This is a genomic window from Pseudomonas cremoricolorata DSM 17059 = NBRC 16634 (assembly GCF_000425745.1).
GTDB classification, from domain to species: Bacteria; Pseudomonadota; Gammaproteobacteria; order Pseudomonadales; family Pseudomonadaceae; genus Aquipseudomonas; species Aquipseudomonas cremoricolorata.
The window spans coordinates 13,170-30,528 of the sequence record NZ_AUEA01000008.1 but is presented as its reverse complement, the minus strand read 5'-3'; the positions used below and the strand labels follow the sequence as shown (position 1 = coordinate 30,528).

Annotated in this window: 13 protein-coding genes; 3 read left to right on the top strand and 10 right to left on the bottom strand. The window is 63.9% G+C overall.

The features are described 5' to 3' along the window. Positions 1-5: 5 nt before the first annotated feature. Complete coding sequence (locus tag H618_RS0110275) at positions 6-1,181, bottom strand: O-antigen ligase family protein (protein ID WP_028694983.1); 1,176 nt, start codon at positions 1,179-1,181, stop codon at positions 6-8. A 99-nt stretch (positions 1,182-1,280) separates the two neighbouring features. Here H618_RS0110275 and H618_RS0110270 point away from each other — a divergent pair, with 99 nt between their 5' ends. Beyond that, complete coding sequence (locus tag H618_RS0110270) at positions 1,281-1,886, top strand: BUD32 family EKC/KEOPS complex subunit (protein ID WP_028694982.1); 606 nt, start codon at positions 1,281-1,283, stop codon at positions 1,884-1,886. 4 nt (positions 1,887-1,890) lie between these two features. Here H618_RS0110270 and H618_RS0110265 read toward each other — a convergent pair whose 3' ends face one another. The 9 genes from H618_RS0110265 to putP form a co-directional block, all read right to left on the bottom strand. Then, positions 1,891-2,979, bottom strand: coding sequence for a glycosyltransferase (locus H618_RS0110265; RefSeq protein WP_028694981.1), 1,089 nt, complete (start codon positions 2,977-2,979; stop codon positions 1,891-1,893). Positions 2,980-3,027: 48 nt separating this feature from the next. Further along, positions 3,028-3,801: a glycosyltransferase family 2 protein gene (locus tag H618_RS0110260; RefSeq protein WP_028694980.1), complete on the bottom strand. Its 774-nt coding sequence runs from the start codon at positions 3,799-3,801 to the stop codon at positions 3,028-3,030. Positions 3,802-3,868: 67 nt separating this feature from the next. Further along, positions 3,869-4,825, bottom strand: coding sequence for a glycosyltransferase (locus H618_RS0110255; protein WP_028694979.1), 957 nt, complete (start codon positions 4,823-4,825; stop codon positions 3,869-3,871). Between the two features lie 48 nt (positions 4,826-4,873). Beyond that, positions 4,874-6,277: a PIG-L deacetylase family protein gene (locus H618_RS0110250; protein WP_028694978.1), complete on the bottom strand. Its 1,404-nt coding sequence runs from the start codon at positions 6,275-6,277 to the stop codon at positions 4,874-4,876. After that, the gene (locus tag H618_RS0110245; RefSeq protein ID WP_028694977.1) at positions 6,274-7,170 is read right to left on the bottom strand and encodes an antimicrobial resistance protein Mig-14; all 897 of its coding nucleotides are present in this window, start codon (positions 7,168-7,170) and stop codon (positions 6,274-6,276) included. Before H618_RS0110245 ends, H618_RS0110250 begins: the two co-directional genes overlap by 4 nt. Continuing rightward, positions 7,170-8,300 carry a glycosyltransferase gene (locus H618_RS0110240; protein WP_028694976.1) on the bottom strand — a complete coding sequence of 377 codons (1,131 nt, stop codon included), beginning with the start codon at positions 8,298-8,300 and terminating at the stop codon, positions 7,170-7,172. The genes H618_RS0110245 and H618_RS0110240 overlap by 1 nt, the downstream gene beginning before the upstream one ends. Next, the gene (locus H618_RS0110235) at positions 8,284-10,041 is read right to left on the bottom strand and encodes a carbamoyltransferase family protein (RefSeq protein WP_028694975.1); all 1,758 of its coding nucleotides are present in this window, start codon (positions 10,039-10,041) and stop codon (positions 8,284-8,286) included. Before H618_RS0110235 ends, H618_RS0110240 begins: the two co-directional genes overlap by 17 nt. Before the next feature lie 141 nt (positions 10,042-10,182). Next, positions 10,183-11,019: a 23S rRNA (adenine(2030)-N(6))-methyltransferase RlmJ gene (locus tag H618_RS0110230; protein WP_028694974.1), complete on the bottom strand. Its 837-nt coding sequence runs from the start codon at positions 11,017-11,019 to the stop codon at positions 10,183-10,185. Positions 11,020-11,130: 111 nt separating this feature from the next. After that, positions 11,131-12,609 (bottom strand): sodium/proline symporter PutP, encoded by a 1,479-nt coding sequence (gene putP, locus H618_RS0110225; RefSeq protein ID WP_028694973.1) that lies wholly within the window; start codon positions 12,607-12,609, stop codon positions 11,131-11,133. A gap of 353 nt (positions 12,610-12,962) precedes the next feature. Here putP and putA point away from each other — a divergent pair, with 353 nt between their 5' ends. Both putA and H618_RS0110215 read left to right on the top strand, forming a co-directional pair. Then, the gene (gene putA, locus H618_RS0110220) at positions 12,963-16,916 is read left to right on the top strand and encodes a trifunctional transcriptional regulator/proline dehydrogenase/L-glutamate gamma-semialdehyde dehydrogenase (protein WP_028694972.1); all 3,954 of its coding nucleotides are present in this window, start codon (positions 12,963-12,965) and stop codon (positions 16,914-16,916) included. Positions 16,917-17,148: 232 nt separating this feature from the next. Next, positions 17,149-17,355: a hypothetical protein gene (locus tag H618_RS0110215; protein WP_028694971.1), complete on the top strand. Its 207-nt coding sequence runs from the start codon at positions 17,149-17,151 to the stop codon at positions 17,353-17,355. Positions 17,356-17,359 lie beyond the last annotated feature (4 nt).

The following is a 17,359-nucleotide window of genomic DNA, read 5'->3' as shown; positions in this document are numbered from 1 at the left end:
GCTGTTCAGGTTGAACGGGAAATTTTACCACAGCCATCGTTTTCGGCAGTCGTCCACGGCAGCAGCAGCGCCATGGCGACCGGCAGCCAACTGATGAACCATTCGGCACGGGGTGTATCGGTCAGGCTGGCGGCGTCGAACTGCATGGCGAAGGTGGCGAACAGCCACAAACCGAGGACCATCTTGCCGAACGCGGTGTGTCGTGCGCGCAGGATGTGCATCAATGCCGCCAGCCACACGCCGCTCCACAGCAGCATGCCGGGCAGGCCCAGTTCGATGGCGATGTGGGTGAACATGTTGTGCGCATGGTCGAAGCGCAAACCCTGCGCCTGCAGATCGTACGGCGCGCCGAGGCCAAGACCGGTCAGCGGGTGCAGGCTGATCATTTCGGTGGCCGCAGCGAAGATTTCCGGGCGGTACGAGGCGCCGCGGCTGGTGATCATCTGATACACCAGCGCGAAGGCCAGGCCCGAGGCCAGCAGCGCGCCTACAGCCAGCACACAACTGGCCCGGTTGCGCTGCCAGAGCGGCGCGGCAATGACCGTCAGCACCAACCCGAGCGCGGCACCGCGGCTCTGCGTGGCAATGACGAACAGCCCGAGAAACGCCAGTGCCAGCGCCCAGGCCAGGGTGCTCGCGGCCTGGCGCGGAGGGCTGTACAGCAGCCACAGCAAGGCCGCTGCAATGACGTACGCGCCAAGGATCGGGTGGGAGATTTCGCCAATACCGTACAGACGCTCGAACCATGGATGACCCATGATCGCGTAGAACTGCACCAGCGACAGCAGCGCGCCCAGCCCCAGCAACAGCCCCGCCACCAGCAACAACTGACGGATGCGTGCCAGGCCGGCCTGAGCCAATAGCGGGAACGCCATGAGGAACACCAGAATGTAGAGCAGGCGCTTGCCGTCGCGCGCGCCCTCTGGCGAGGTTGACCACAACAGGCTCAGCGCGCCCCAGCCCAGCAGCAGCAGGATGCTGCCCCACAGCAGCGGCTGTCGTCGCCAGCCTTCGGCATACAGGCCGCGTGCCGACCACGCCAGCAACAGGGTTGGTAGCCAGAGAAAGAGGATCATGCCTTGCTGGAACAGCTTGTTGCTCGGTGCCAGGGCAATGCCGGCAAGGAACCAGACAAAGCCCAGACCCAACCAGGCCTGAGCCCAGCGCTTGCTATACGACATCGATCCCCCGGAATGAAACTGACCACGGCAACATGGTGCTCATGGATTAATTTCGGCATTATTGCCGGTCACTTGCTTGCCAGAAGACAAGGCTCATTCATGCACTGCTCACGACTCGCCCAGGTCGACTTCGACGCGCTCACCCAAGGCGCCAGGATTCTTGAGGCCGACAGTTACGGCGCCAAAGTCTACCTGCTCGAGGGTGGAAACATCCTCAAGGTTTTTCGTCGCAAGCGGCTTATTTCATCTGCGCTGCTGCGTCCGTACTCGCAGCGCTTCGTCGACAATGCCGGACGTTTGGCGCAGATGGGCATCCCAACGCTGGAAGTGATCAGTCATCACAAGCTCGAAGCGCCCGGCAAGACCGCGGTGCTGTACCGCCCCCTGCCAGGCGACACGCTGCTCGATCTGTCGCGCGAGTCGAGCTTCGACTGGGCCGACTACCTGCCGCGCCTGGTCGAGCTGATCAACCGTTTGCACCACGCCGGCATCTATTTCCGCTCGTTGCATCTGGGCAACGTGGTGGAAACGCCCGAAGGCCAGCTGGGCCTGATCGACGTGGCCGACATGCGCTTTCTGCGCGCGCCCCTGCCCTCGCGCATGGTGCGACGCAACCTGCAACACATGGAGCGCTATATCGCCCGGGAAAACCTGGCAGCGCAATTTCCCCTGCAAGCGTTCCAGGCGGCTTTCGCAGACGCCTGATCGCTCAACGCAACAGGTCCTGAGCACGCTGCTGGAAAGCGCGCCAGGCCTGCTCAGGGGCAAGCACCCGATACTGCTCTGCCGCCACCGCCGGCGCCGAGCGCAGTGCACAGCCCTCGATGGCCTTGGACCACGCCTCGCCTTGGGCGACGGGCAAATAGCACCCCGCCTCCTTGAGCTGCTCACGGAACACCGGCAGATCGCTGCTGATCACCGGCACTCCGGCCATCACCGCCTCTTGCAGCACCAGCCCCAGCCCCTCCGAACGCGACGGCACCAGCAGCCAGTCGAAGGCGCGGTACAGGCGCGAGAGGTCATCGCGGTAACCGCAGAGCTGCACCGTGTCGCCAAGACCAAGCGCCTTGATGCGTGCCTCCAGACGATCACGGTGATTGCCCTCGCCGAGGATCACCAGCCGCGCGCGCTTGTCCTGGCCGTGTACCTTGCCGAATGCCTCGATCAGCATTTCAAAACCTTTGCTTTCCACTAGCCGCCCGACCGCGCCGAAGATCGGCCGCTGATCGTCCTGCAAGGCCAGTTCACAACGCGCCTGCTCGCGCGACAGCAGATGCTCGACGAACCACTGCGGCTCCAGTGCGACCCGCAGGGTATGCACTGGACGGCCGAGGGTCTGTTCGAGGGTAAAGGCGAGGGTATTGGAGACCGCGACGATGTTCAGCCGCTCTGCCGGCAGCGAGCGCAGCAGGCGAATATCGCTGTCGCGCAGCCGGGTGGAGCCGTGGAACAGCACAGAGGCGTGCACGTGATGCAGATCGCGCAGCACCGGCAGCACCAGTCGAGCCACGCCCAGCCCGTCGAGCAGCAGCACGTCGGCGGCCGAGGCCTGAAGCTCCTTGCGCACCCGCAAGCGCAGCCAAGGCAGCATGAACCGCCACAAATGGCGGCCTTTTAGCGCCCGCGACGGCATGTGCCATTCGCGGATGCTGCCCACGCTACAACAGGTTCCGGTACCCAGCAGCAGCCAATTGCTCACACTGGCCTGAGGCCCGGCGTGAGAGAGAATCTGCCGGTGCACCTTGTGCACCGAGGTGTACGGGGAGCCGCCTGCCCACATCACGTTGACGATGTTCATGGGGTGCATGAGCCCCTGGTAAGCAGACTGGCCGCCAGTCCCGCGAATTCATTGAGCAAGTAATCCGATTCCCGTACCGATCAAGAGCCCCGTCAGCAGTACCGCGACAAGCTTGAGCCGGTCGCGTTGACGGCGGCGGCTCTTGCGCTGCACTTCCTCCGGGAGGGTCACATGGTTGCCGAAACCGGTGTGCAGCACTGCATCACCTTCGAGGGTGACACCGGTCAGGTTCAATTCAGCGTAGCGCCTGGACAGCGCCTTTTCACCCGCATATGCAGCAAAGGGTGCACAACGCTGATAATCGCTGAGGCGACGCAGCCCTGGATTGAGCGAAAAGCTCTGCCATTCGGGCTTGTCGGAGATCAGCGGGTAGCAAGGCACGCCGTTGATGAGCTGACGATCGCCCAAACGAATGTAGGGGCTGTGAATGGCCAGGTCATGGGCGTGACTGCGCAACCAAACCTGAAGGATATCCCTCTTGACCTCAAGAATGTTGTGGGAATCTTCGACAAAACCTTGCCGATAGAATTGCCAGTCATCCTCGCAATGGAAGATGTAAGGCGTCTTGACCTGGCCGTAGGCGAGGTCGATGGACGGCAACTGGCCCAGCTTGGGTCGGTTGACGAACACCGTGCAATGGCCCTTCCAGTGCTCCGGCACGGCCTGATGAACGGCATCGTCGCCGGAGTCTTCGGTAATGAAAACCTCGCGAATGGGCGCGGTATTGAAGCGGTCGAAACTCGCCAGGGTGTCTTTGAGCAGGTCGAAGCGACCGCAACTGGTCACCACCAGGGTGATATCACTGTTGTCCGAGAAGCGCACTGGGCTTCCTCCGTTGTACGGCGGTCATCTGTTTCGGCTCCATCCCTGTGCCAGGAAACGGAAAGTTTCAAAACCCCAGCTTCAGGCGCAGCCGTTGCCAGGCGCCGAGCGGCGGGCGCGGCCGCAGCGGGGGTGTCATGTGGTCGACGATGCTACGCCCGACCTGAGCAAAACTGAAATGCCCGAGCGCCAGCCGCTGGCCTTGTTCGGCAATGCTGGCCGCAAGCGCCGGGTCTGCACGCAACGTGCGAAGCTTTTCCTGCAACACCGGGATACTGTCGTACAGCACCACGTTGCGCATGTCCTCCAGCCCCAGCGCCTGGTTCTCTGCGCTGCCCTGATCGAAGGCCAGCAACACGCAACCACAGGCCATGGCTTCGAAGTTCTTGATCATGTATTCGCCCATGCCGACATCGGCACTGACGAAGAAACGAATGCGATTGAGGGTATTGCAGTAATCGGCACCGGAATTGGTCTTGGTCACCACCAGTGGCTCGACCTGGGCCAGTTCGTCGAGCAGCGCCTTGCGCCCGCTGTAGGCGACACTGCGAGTGCTGCCGACGAAGGCCAGCTCGATGTCCCGCGCCTGCCCCTGGTCAGTCAGCAGCTGCTGGTCGTACCCCTTGGGCACGAATACCGCATCGAAGCCTTCCTCGCGCAGGCGCTGGCTGACCATGAAGCCAGAACTGATTACCCGTGCCCATGGCATATGTCGATAATGCGCCGAGAATTTGCCGGTGTATTTGCAGGGAATGTAGTTCTGGTAGGCGTCGTGTTCGAGGATCACCAGGTTGGGCAAGGTGCGGATGAAGCTGGCCTGACGGATCTCCTGCTTGAAGCGCAGGAACAATACGATGCGCTCGTAGCGGCTGACGTCCACCTGCTGGCGGAAATAGCGCCGCAGGTTGCGTTGTTCATCGCTGCTCAGCCAGCGCAGGTCGCAGTCGCAGTGGGCCGCGACACCGTCATAGAGGCGGTCGAGAATCGCCCGCTGCTCTTTCTGCACCAGAAACAGGACTTTCATAGGATTCCTTGGCCGTTCGGCGTTCGCTCGATCAGACATCCGCCGCGCTCACAGGTCGCGACGCCAAAACAGTTCATGCCGCCGCACCGCCTTGCGGAAGAATTCGTTCTCGCCATAAGGCGACCCGCGGCGACCCGCCAGCCAACGTTGCAGGAACCGCCGCAGCCGTCGCTTGAACGGTGCAGGCGGTTGCAAGTCGTGCATCATGCCCAAGGCCATGGCCTTGTCGCGCTGGGTTGCAAGGTCGAGCTGCAGGCTGCACGGCGTCCAGGCCTGCTCGGCGTGCATCTGCGGCGGCAAGGCCACGCCATCACCGCTGTCGCCCATGGGCCAGCGGTCGTTGTCGTGCAGGTGATTGGCGTAGCAGAGCAGCGTCTGGGGCTGCCAGGCCAGCCCTTGCAGCGCTTCGAGCAGCGCCAGCTGGCCATAGTGGTGATCGGGGTGCGGATCAAGCTGCGGATGGGGCATGACCAACACCTGCGGCCTGGCTTTTTCCAGTAACGCGCGCAGATCGGCCACCAGGTTCTGCCAGCTGGGCACGCCATCGGCATCACCGGGCAGGCTGAAGCCATTGAAGCGGCGGAACAGGCGCGTGTCGTCCATCTCGGCTTCGCGCGAGCCCACGCCGCGGCTCGGCTCGGCATGCATAGCGGGCAGTTGCAGGCAGAAGTAGCCCAGTTGCACGCAGCGCGCCTCATCGACCCCGGCCCAGCGCGGCACGGCGATGCTGTCCCAGGCGCGCAAACGCCCCTTGAGCTGCGCCGCCTCTGCCCGGCCCAGGCCCATCCGCTGGTAATGCTCGGCTTCGATTTCACCGGCCGTGAGCGTGACTATCCACGCCTCCTCTGCCTGGCTATACAGCCCGAAAGCCGCCAGCTCGGCATCATCGGCATGGGGTGCAATGACCATCACCCGCCGCTGACGCAGCTCCACCGCCGCTGTCAGCCAAAGCTGTGGTTCGCCCAGCACACGGCAGTGACGGCCCTTCAGGCGCAGCCGACCTTCACGCAGCGGCGTGGCGAGCCCGCTGAGGTTGATAAAACGCACACCATCGACGCCACGCTCGAAGGTCTGCCGGTCGAGCCGCGAATCGCTCCACAGCTCCACACTGGGGTCGAGAAAGCGCCCGAGCCAACTGGCCCTGACCTGCACCTGAAGAATCAGCGTGTCGTCATCGCCGCACTCGCTGCAACCGCTCAGCACGCCGCCCTGCAGATCGAGGACGTGGCTACGGCTCTGCTCACCGAAGCGGTAGGCGTAATCCTCATCGGGTGCGTAGAACAGGTGATCGGCGAACCATGCCTCGTGCCCGGCCCAGACCAGTGGCAGCAGCAGCAACGGCAGCCACCACCAACTGAAGATGCCGAGCACCAGCAACAGCAGCACCATCACCAGCACGCCGATCCGCTTGTTGCGTCGGTGACGCCTGAGCAACGCCTGCTTGCGACTCATGCCTGCAACACCGGGACGGGCGTGCACCAGCGCTCCTTGTACTCGCGGTCGGCGCGGCCGAAGGAAAAGCGCAGCGCCTTGCCGCGCGCCCGGGCGTCTTCCCAGGCGGCCTGGGTATTGAGGAAGCTGAGCACGCTGCCAGGGCTGAAGGCCTTGGTTTCAGGGTCGACGCCGCCGTTGACGTACTCGACGCTGATCCACTCCGGCGCCTCGACCCGGTACACCAGCTGGATGGCGATCGGCTTGCCGTCGAGCAGCAGCACCGAACCGATCAGCAGTTCGCGCAGCCGCTCGATGACCTCACCCATGTGCGCCGCACCGGTAGCGGCAAAGCCCCAGCGGCGCTGGAACAGGTCGCAGTAAATGGCGGCGATGTCGGCCGAGCTGTAATCCTGGATCGCCCGCACTTCACCGCCCGCCTCTTCCAGCAAGCGCAGTTCACGGCGTTGGTTGTAGCGGAATTTCTTCGACAGGTCTTCGTGGGCGCGGGCCATGGCCAGTTGCTCGGGCTGCGCCTTGAGGCCGGTGAAACGGCCGTGGCTGAGTTCCGATAGATAGCGCGCGGCATGGCGCAACGGCGCGGCGGCATCGGCAGCCGCCGGCAGGATGATTTCGGCATTGCCCAGGTCGAACAGGCCTTTCTTGCCGTGGCGCTTGAGCACGTCCTTGGACAGGGCCAGGTGACGCCCCCAAGTGGGAATCGCCGCCTTCAGCTCGCCGTGCTGATACCAGCCCAGGTAACGCACCGGGATCTGCGCCAGCTCGGCCAGTTGCGCCACCACCTGCGGGTGGGTGGCGACGCTGCCACCGTAGCGCTGCCAGGCATCGGCGTAGGTGGCGGCGTCGATGCAGGTCCAGCCGCGTTCGCGCCACGCTTGAATAGAATTGAGCATCAGCGCTGACCCTCCAGGGCCTGCACCTGCGGCAACTGCCAGAAGGCCTGAGCAACCGCGGCGTCAGAGAAGCGCTGATGAAGGCGCTGCAGCATCGCTTCGGCACACGCCTGACGCTGCGCGGCATCGAGCCTCGACACCTGCACCAGGCCTTGGCCGAGCAATTGAGCGTTGCCCAGCGGGAACAACACGCCTACCCCCTCGACCACTTCGCGCGCACCGCCACAGGCAGTGGCCAGCAGCGGCACGCCGGCGACCATCGCCTCCAGCAGAACCATGCCGAACGGCTCGTGATCGGAACTCAGGGCAAAGGCGTCGAAGGCCTGGAAGTAACGCCGGGCGTCGACGACCTGGCCGAGGAAATCCACCCGCTCGCCGATACCCAGCTCAGCGGCCAGGGCCTTGAGCTGCTCTTGCAGCCGGCCCTTGCCGAGAATCGCCAGGCGCGCACCCGTTGGCAGGTCAGGCAATGCCTGGGCGAAGCCGCGCAGCAACGTGGCCTGGTCCTTGTCGGGATGCAGGCGTCCGACGTTGCCGACGATCCACGCCTGGGCGTCGAGGCCCAACGCCTGACGCGCAGCGGCCTGCGGCAGCAATGCACCCTGCAGCGCCTCGACGTCGATGCGGTTGTACAGCGTCTGGATGCGCTCGCCCGGCCAGTTCGGCAGGCAGCGGCGCATGTCGTCACGTACCGCATCGGACACACCGAGCAGGCTCAGGCGCTTGCGCATCAGGTTGGCGAACAGCTGACGGCCCTTGCGCTGGTAGTCACCGAAGGCATGGTGCACGCCAATCACCGGCAGGCGGGTGGCCAGCAAGGTGATGTAGATCGGCTTGAAACGGTGGGCGATGCAGAAGCTGAAACGGCGCTGCGCGGCGATCTTGCGCAGCGCCGCGATGGCGCCCAGCTTCAGGCCGCGCACGGCCTTTGAGCTGAACTCGAGAAACAGCACTTCGTCCGAAGCGCAGCCGGCTGCCACGGCCGGGTCGGCACGGCCGGTGAGAAACACCGTGGTGACCCGATAGCCGCGTCCCTGAAACAGGCTTGCGTACTGGCGTGCGCAATCGAGGAACGGCCCGTCATAGCCATGGCAGAACTGCAGGACGTGACGCTCAGCGTGGCTGGTCATACGCGGCGGCGCCGTCCTTGACCACGAGGATGTCTTCCATGATCAGGTACTGCAGGTCAGAACCGAAGAACATGTTCAAGGCGTCGGTGGGCGAGCAGATCATCGGCTCGCCGCGACGGTTGAGCGAGGTGTTCAGCGACACGCCATTGCCGGTGAGGTCTTCCAGCGCCTTCATCATGTCGTAGTAGCGCGGGTTGTATTCGCGCTTGAGCACTTGCGCGCGCGAGGTGCCGTCTTCGTGGACGACTTCCGGCACGCGAGTCTTCCACTCCTCGGCCACCTCGAAGGTGAAGGTCATGAACGGCGCCGGGTGATCGATCTTGATCATCTGCGGGGCGACGGTGTCGAGCATCGACGGGCAGAACGGTCTCCAGCGCTCGCGGAACTTGATCTGGTGGTTGATGCGATCAGCCACCCCGGCAACGCTCGGGCAGCCGATGATCGAACGCCCGCCCAGCGCACGCGGACCGAACTCCATGCGGCCCTGGAACCAGGCCACCGGGTTGCCGTCGACCATGATCTGCGCGATCTGCCGCGGCATGTCGTCGAGCTTGCGCCAGGCAGGCTGGTTGGGATGGCGCGCACAGGCGGCGATGACGTCTTCGTTGGAGTACGAAGGGCCGAGGTAGACGTGCTCCATCTTCTCGACCGGCACGCCGCGGGCATGCGACACGTAGGCCGCAGCGCCCACCGCAGTACCGGCATCACCGGACGCCGGCTGGACGAACAGTTCCTTCACATCGGAGCGGGCGATGATCTTCTGGTTGAGCTTGACGTTCAGCGCGCAGCCGCCGGCGAAGGCCAGCTTACCGGTTTCGCGCAGGGTATCGCCCAGGTAGTGGTCGATCATCTGCAGCGCCAGCTTCTCGAACAGCGCCTGCATGCTCGCGGCGTAATGGATGTACGGCTCGTCGGCGATATCGCCTTCGCGTTTCGGGCCCAGCCACTCGATCAGCTTGGGCGAGAAATAGAAGCCCTTGCCCTGCTCTTTATGGCGGCGCAGGCCAATGACGTTGGCGTATTCGGTGTTGATCACCAGCTCGCCGTTTTCAAAGCTGGCCAGGCGCGAGAAGTCGTACTTGCTGGCATCGCCGTAGGGCGCCATGCCCATGACCTTGAACTCGCCGTCGAGCATCTCGAAGCCGAGGAACTCGGTGATCGCGCCGTACAGCCCGCCCAGCGAATCGGGGTCGAAGAACTCTTTGATCTTGTGGATCTTGCCGTTCTCGCCATAGCCAAAGAAGGTGGTGGCGTACTCGCCCTTGCCGTCGATGCCGAGGATCGCGGTCTTTTCCTTGAACCCTGAGCAGTGGTAGGCGCTGGAGGCATGGGCCAGGTGGTGCTCGACCGGCTCGATCTTGACCTTTTTCGCATCGAAGCCCAGTTGCTCCAGGCACCAGACGATCTTCTTGCGATAACGCTTGTAGCGACGGTTGCCCATGAGGATGGCGTCGAGCGCACGATCAGGGGCGTACCAGTAGCGCTTGGCATAGTGCCAGCGCGCCTTGCCGAACAGGCTGATGGGGGCGAAGGGAATGGCCACCACATCGACGTCGGAAGGTTTGATACCGGCCTGTTCCAGGCAGAACTTCGCCGACTCGTAGGGCATGCGGTTCTTCGCATGCTTGTCACGCACGAAGCGTTCTTCTTCGGCGGCGGCAATCAGTTTGCCGTCGATGTACAGAGCCGCGGAAGGGTCATGGCTAAGGGCGCCGGACAGGCCAAGAATCGTCAATGCCAAGGGATTCGCCTCTTGATTCGGTAAAGATGCGCCGTGGGCCGGGTGGGCTGACGGCGGCTAAAGCGCGGGATTATAACGCAAGGCACACAGGTACGTATGTACCACCGCCGCGCCGCCTGGGGGCGCGGTGATGGCCCGGCCTCACTCGGCGATGAGCCAGTCGAGGCGGTAGCTGCCGGCGGTCTGCGCCAGCTCTTTGGCCAGCCACGGCAGCAGTTCGCGCAGCTCGTCTTCCAGCCCCCACGGCGGGTTGGCGATGGCCAGGCCCGAGCCGTTGAGGCCCTGCGGGCTGTCCTGATGGTGAACATACAACTCTGCGCGCAGCAGCTTCGGTGCACCGGTGCTGGTGAGGTCCTGGTAGAAGCGGGTCAGGGCGCGCTGATCCTTGATCGGGTACCAGATCGCGACCACGGTCTGGCGCATGCGGCCGATGGCCTCCTTCATGGCCAGGGTGCAGCGCTTGAGCTCATCGGCCTGCTCGAACGGCGGGTCGATGAGCATGATCGCGCGCTTTTCCGGCACGGGCAGCAAGGCCCGTGGCACATGCCAGCCCTCACCGAGATGGACCGCCACGCGCGGGTCCTTCTTCATGTTGTCCTTGAGCAACTGACCGTCTTCGGGGTGTTTCTCGTTGAACTGGGCGCGGTCTTGCTGACGCATCAGGCGCCGAGCCAGCTCCGGAGAACCCGGGTAATAGCGCAGCTCGCCATCGGCATTCAGGCGCTTGACCACACGCAGGTAATCGGCGGTGATCGCGGGCAGGTCATCGCGTCCCCACAGACGGGCGATGCCTTCGAGGTATTCACCGGTGCGGCTCGCCTGGTCGCCGTGCAGGTCATACAGACCCAGGCCGGCATGCGTGTCGAGGTAGGCGAACGGCTGCTCCTTGCGCGACATCAGGGCGATGAGGCGGGTGAGCACGATGTGTTTGAGGACGTCGGCGTGGTTGCCGGCGTGAAAGGCGTGACGATAGTTCATGGCAACTCCTGCGCGGGCGGGAAGTTTACCCTGTCGAATCGTTGCAGTCAGGTGCGCGACGCACCTGGCCGATGAACCCGCAGTCGCGGGCCCAGCGGCCAGACATGTCAGTTACTTGTCGGCGTGATAAGCAGCATCAGCCGTTTCGAAACGCTGGACCATGCTGCGCGACGGGCTGCCCAGTTTGCTCACCAGTACGATGGCCAGGGTAGCGAGCAGGAAGCCAGGAATGATCTCGTACAGGCCCCACGGATCGATCTGTTTCCAGACGATCACCGTCACCGCACCGACCACGATGCCGGCCAGGGCGCCATTGCGGGTCATGCCCTTCCACACCACCGACAGCAGCACCACCGGACCGAACGCAGCACCGAAGCCGGCCCAGGCGTAGGCGACCAGGCCCAGCACACGGTTGTCGGGGTTGGCGGCCAGGGCGATGGCGACCAGCGCGACGGCCAGCACCATCAGGCGGCCGACCCACACCAGTTCAAGCTGCGAGGCGTTCTTGCGCAGGAAGGCTTTGTAGAAGTCTTCGGTCAGGGCGCTGGAGCACACCAGCAACTGGCAGCTCAGGGTGCTCATCACTGCGGCGAGAATCGCCGACAGCAGTACACCAGCAACCCATGGATTGAAGAGGATCTTCGCCAGCTCGATGAACACCCGCTCGTGGTTTTCGTTCACAGGGCCGGCCACTTCCGGGTTGGCCGAGAAGTAGGCGATGCCGAAGAAGCCCACCGCACAGGTGCCGACCAGGCAGAGGATCATCCAGGTCATGGAGATGCGCCGGGCACTGGCGATCGACTTGACCGAATCAGCGGCCATGAAGCGCGCCAGGATGTGCGGCTGGCCGAAGTAGCCCAGGCCCCAGCCCATCAGCGAGATGATGCCGATGAAGGTAGCGCCCTTGAACATGTCGAAGTTGGCAGGGTTCTGCGCCTCGATGGCGAGAAATGCGGTATCGACGCCACCGGTGGCGAGCACCACGAAGATCGGCGTGAGGATCAGTGCGAAGATCATCAACGAGGCCTGCACGGTATCGGTCCAGCTCACGGCCAGGAAACCACCCACGAAGGTGTAGGCGATGGTTGCCGCCGCCCCGGCCCACAGCGCCGTTTCGTACGACATGCCGAAGGTGCTTTCGAACAGACGCGCGCCGGCGACGATGCCCGAGGCGCAGTAGATGGTGAAGAAAATCAGAATGACCACGGCCGAGATGATCCGCAGCAGACCGCTTTGGTCTTCGAAGCGGCTGGAGAAATAGTCCGGCAGGGTCAGTGCATCGCCGTTGTGCTCGGTCTGCACACGCAGCCGGCCGGCGACGAACAGCCAGTTCAGGTAGGCGCCGACGGTCAGGCCGATGGCGATCCAGGCCTCCGAGAGACCCGACATGTAGATGGCGCCTGGCAAGCCCATGAGCAGCCAGCCGCTCATGTCCGAAGCGCCTGCCGACAACGCCGTCACGACGCTGCCGAGGCTGCGGCCGCCGAGAATGTAGTCGGAAAGGTTGTTGGTCGCGCGGTAGGCGGCAAAGCCGATAAGGACCATTGCAGCGATGTAGATCACAAAGGTGATCGTGATTGGATTGCTCATGTTGTGTCCTGGTGTTTGTTGTTATGAACCGCGACCGTGGCAACACGGTTGCACCCAGGCGTCGCATCCTATGACACAAGCAGAATCAGGTGCAACCGTTTTTCACTTGACAGTTGCACCTTGGGAATTTTCCGCCAATTTATCAGGACATCCGCCTCATTTTCGTGCAACCCGCTGCTATTCATGCCCCTTAACGACCTGTATATGCCGTTTTCAGACACCTGAAAACGGCATCGGACGAACTGCGCTGCAACCTGCGAAAAAACGGGTTGCACCCGGTTGCACCTTGAGCCGGAGCAGCGCTAATCTTGCGCCCAGCTAACGCCACGCCGTGGCAATAACGAGGACAAGAAATGGCGACGACCACCCTTGGGGTCAAACTTGACGACCCCACTCGCGAGCGACTCAAGGCAGCTGCGCAGTCCATCGACCGCACGCCGCACTGGTTGATCAAGCAAGCGATCTTCAATTACCTGGAGAAGCTCGAGGGCGGCGCCAGCCTCAACGACCTCAATGGCCAGGCGGCGAACCTTGCCGATGACATCGGCGATGTGCAGGCCGACCACAGCCACCAGTGCTTCCTGGAGTTTGCCGAAAGCATTCTGCCGCAGTCGGTGCTGCGCTCGGCGATCACCGCCGCCTACCGCCGCCCCGAGCAGGAAATGGTACCGATGCTGCTGGAACAGGCGCGCCTGACCAGCGCCCAGGCCGAGGCGACCAACAAGATGGCCGCCGGCATCGCCGAAAAGCTGCGCAACCAGAAGAGCGCCAGCGGCCGGGCCGGCGTGGTGCAAGGGCTGCTGCAGGAATTCTCGCTGTCGTCCCAGGAAGGCGTGGCGCTGATGTGCCTGGCCGAGGCACTGCTGCGCATCCCCGACAAAGGCACCCGCGATGCGCTGATCCGCGACAAGATCAGCACCGGCAACTGGCAGCCGCACCTGGGCAACAGCCCGTCGCTGTTCGTCAACGCCGCGACCTGGGGCCTACTGCTGACCGGCAAGCTGGTCTCGACCCACAACGAATCCGGCCTCACCTCGTCGCTGACGCGCATCATCGGCAAGAGCGGCGAGCCGATGATCCGCAAGGGCGTCGACATGGCCATGCGCCTGATGGGCGAGCAGTTCGTCACCGGCGAAACCATCGCCGAAGCCCTGGCCAACGCCAACCGCTTCGAGTCCAAGGGCTTCCGCTATTCCTACGACATGCTCGGCGAAGCGGCCTTGACCGAGCACGACGCGCAGAAGTACCTCGCCTCCTACGAGCAGGCCATCCACTCCATCGGCAAGGCGTCCAATGGCCGTGGCATCTATGAAGGCCCGGGCATTTCCATCAAGCTCTCGGCGCTGCACCCGCGCTACAGCCGCGCGCAGTACGAGCGGGTGATGGAAGAACTGTACCCGCGCCTGCTCAGCCTGACCCTGCTGGCCAAGCAGTACGACATCGGCCTGAACATCGACGCCGAAGAGGCCGACCGCCTGGAGCTGTCGCTCGACCTGCTCGAACGCCTGTGCTTCGAGCCGACGCTGAGCGGCTGGAACGGCATCGGCTTCGTCATCCAGGCCTATCAGAAGCGCTGCCCGTACGCGATCGACTACGTCATCGACTTGGCCAAGCGGAGCCGCCACCGTTTGATGATCCGCCTGGTCAAGGGTGCCTACTGGGACAGCGAGATCAAACGCGCTCAGGTCGAAGGCCTGGAGGGCTACCCGGTGTATACCCGCAAGGTCTACACCGACGTCTCGTTCATTGCCTGCGCGCGCAAGCTGCTGGCCGTACCGGAAGCCATCTACCCGCAGTTCGCCACCCACAACGCCCATACCCTGTCGGCCATCTACCAGATCGCCGGCCAGAACTATTACCCCGGCCAGTACGAATTCCAGTGCCTGCATGGCATGGGCGAGCCGCTGTACGAGCAAGTGGTGGGCAAGCTGTCCGAGGGCAAGCTGAACCGTCCGTGCCGGGTCTACGCCCCGGTCGGCACCCACGAAACGCTGCTGGCCTACCTGGTCCGCCGACTGCTGGAAAACGGTGCCAACACCTCGTTCGTCAACCGCATCGCCGACCACTCGATTTCCATCCAGGAACTGGTCGCCGACCCGGTCGCCAGCATCGAACGCATGGCCGCACAGGAAGGCAGCATCGGCCTGCCGCACCCGCGCATCCCACAACCGCGCGACCTCTATGGCAGCGAGCGGGCCAACTCGGCCGGCATCGACATGGCCAACGAACATCGCCTGGCGTCGTTGTCCTGCGCGCTGCTGTCGACCGCCCACCACGACTGGAAAGCGCTGCCGATGCTGGCCTGCGCCAGCAGTGAAGAGGCTGCGGCAGACGTGCTCAACCCGTCGGATCAACGCGATGTGGTAGGCAAGGTGCAGGAAGCCACGGTGGAAGACGTCGACAACGCCGTGCAGTGCGCGATCAACGCAGCGCCGATCTGGCAGGCCACGCCGCCGGCAGAACGCGCCGCCATCCTGGAACGCGCCGCCGACGCCATGGAGGCTGAAATCCAGCCACTGATGGGCCTGCTGGTGCGCGAGGCCGGCAAGACCTTCGCCAACGCCATCGCCGAAGTGCGCGAAGCGGTGGATTTTCTGCGCTACTACGCCTTGCAGGCGCGTACCGACCTGAGCAATGCCGACTGCCGCCCACTGGGCCCGGTGGTGTGTATCAGCCCATGGAACTTCCCGCTGGCGATCTTCTCCGGACAGGTGGCCGCAGCGCTGGCTGCCGGCAACCCGGTATTGGCCAAGCCCGCCGAGCAAACCCCGCTGATCGCCGCCCAGGCCGTGCGCCTGCTGCTCGAAGCCGGTATCCCCGAAGGTGTGCTGCAACTGCTGCCAGGGCGCGGCGAAAGTGTCGGCGCGCGGCTGGTGGGCGATGAGCGGGTCAAAGGCGTGATGTTCACCGGTTCCACGGAAGTGGCGCGACTACTGCAACGCAATGTGGCCGGTCGCCTCGACGCCCAGGGCCGGCCGATTCCACTGATCGCCGAAACCGGCGGGCAGAATGCGATGATCGTCGACTCCTCGGCGCTCACCGAACAGGTGGTCATCGATGTGGTGTCGTCGGCCTTCGACAGCGCCGGTCAACGCTGCTCGGCCCTGCGCGTGCTGTGCCTGCAGGAAGACTGCGCCGACCGCGTCATCGAAATGCTCAAGGGCGCCATGGCGCAGAGCCGCCTGGGCAACCCGGAACGGCTGTCGGTGGACATCGGCCCGGTGATCGACGCCGAAGCCAAGGCCGGCATCGAACAGCACATCCAGGGCATGCGCGAGAAAGGCCGTGCGGTGTATCAGGTAGCGCTGGCCGATGCTGCCGAGGTCAAGCGCGGCACCTTCGTCATGCCGACCCTGATCGAGCTGGACAGCCTCGATGAACTCAAGCGTGAAATCTTCGGCCCGGTGCTGCACGTGGTGCGTTACAACCGCCGCAACCTCGACGGGCTGATCGAGCAGATCAACGCGTCGGGCTATGGCCTGACCCTGGGCGTGCATACCCGCATCGACGAAACCATCGCCAAGGTGGTGGACAACGTCAACGCCGGCAACCTGTACGTCAACCGCAACATCGTTGGCGCCGTGGTCGGCGTGCAACCGTTCGGCGGCGAGGGGCTGTCGGGCACCGGCCCGAAAGCCGGTGGCCCGCTGTACCTGTACCGCCTGCTCTCGACCCGCCCGGCCGACGCCATCGCCCGGCACTTCCAGCGCGTCGACCGCGACGGCAAGGTCGAAGGCGCGCTGCGCGAGCAACTGCTGCAACCGCTGCATGCGCTCAAGAACTGGGCTACCGGCAACCAGCACAGCGAGCTGGCCAGCCTGTGCGAGCAGTTCGCCGAACAATCGCAAAGCGGCGTGACCCGCGTGCTGCCCGGCCCGACCGGCGAGCGCAACAGCTACACCATCCTGCCGCGCGAGCACGTGCTGTGCCTGGCGGACGGTGAAGCCGACCTGCTCAACCAACTGGCTGCGGTGCTGGCGGTGGGCAGCTCGGCACTGTGGCTGGACGCCGAACCCGGCAAAGCCCTGCGCGCGCGCCTGCCCAAAGAGGTGCAAGGCAAGATCGCCCTGGTAGCGGATTGGCAGAAAGATGAAGTGGCCTTCGACGCGGTATTGCACCACGGTGATTGCGATCAGTTGCGCGGCGTCTGCCAGCAAGTGGCGCAACGCGGCGGTGCCATCGTTGGGGTTCAGGGTCTGTCGTCCGGTGATAGCAACATCGCGCTGGAGCGTCTGGTGATCGAGCGCGCAGTGAGCGTCAACACCGCGGCAGCGGGTGGGAATGCGAGTTTGATGACCATCGGTTGAAAATCGCACCCCCAGAAAAAAGAGAGCTTCGGCTCTCTTTTTTTTGCGCCAACAGATTCCCACCGCTCTCCATGTTGCACGACCCACTGGACGGCCTTCCAACTGCAACGCAATCGCGTAAGCGAGAAAACTGCGAACGGCACAGGCAGTCGTGAGCTGTCTGCGCAAACCAGCAGCCCGTGTGGCCAGCAGCCGCATTGGGGCCCCCATCCTGAACAAGTGAGGCTACACCATGAAAAAGCACTATTACCTTCTGTCGTTCACCATTGACGGCGGCGATGTAAAAACGAAGTATCTCGGCGTTGACCAGCCGCGTATCACCATGGCCAACATTATGGAAACAGCCACTAAGAACGATAACTATCTCGGATATTGCACCGCCGTCTGCTATCTCGGCGAGATGACCCACGAAGAGTTCAACAACTGGTCCCCGAACTGAATAC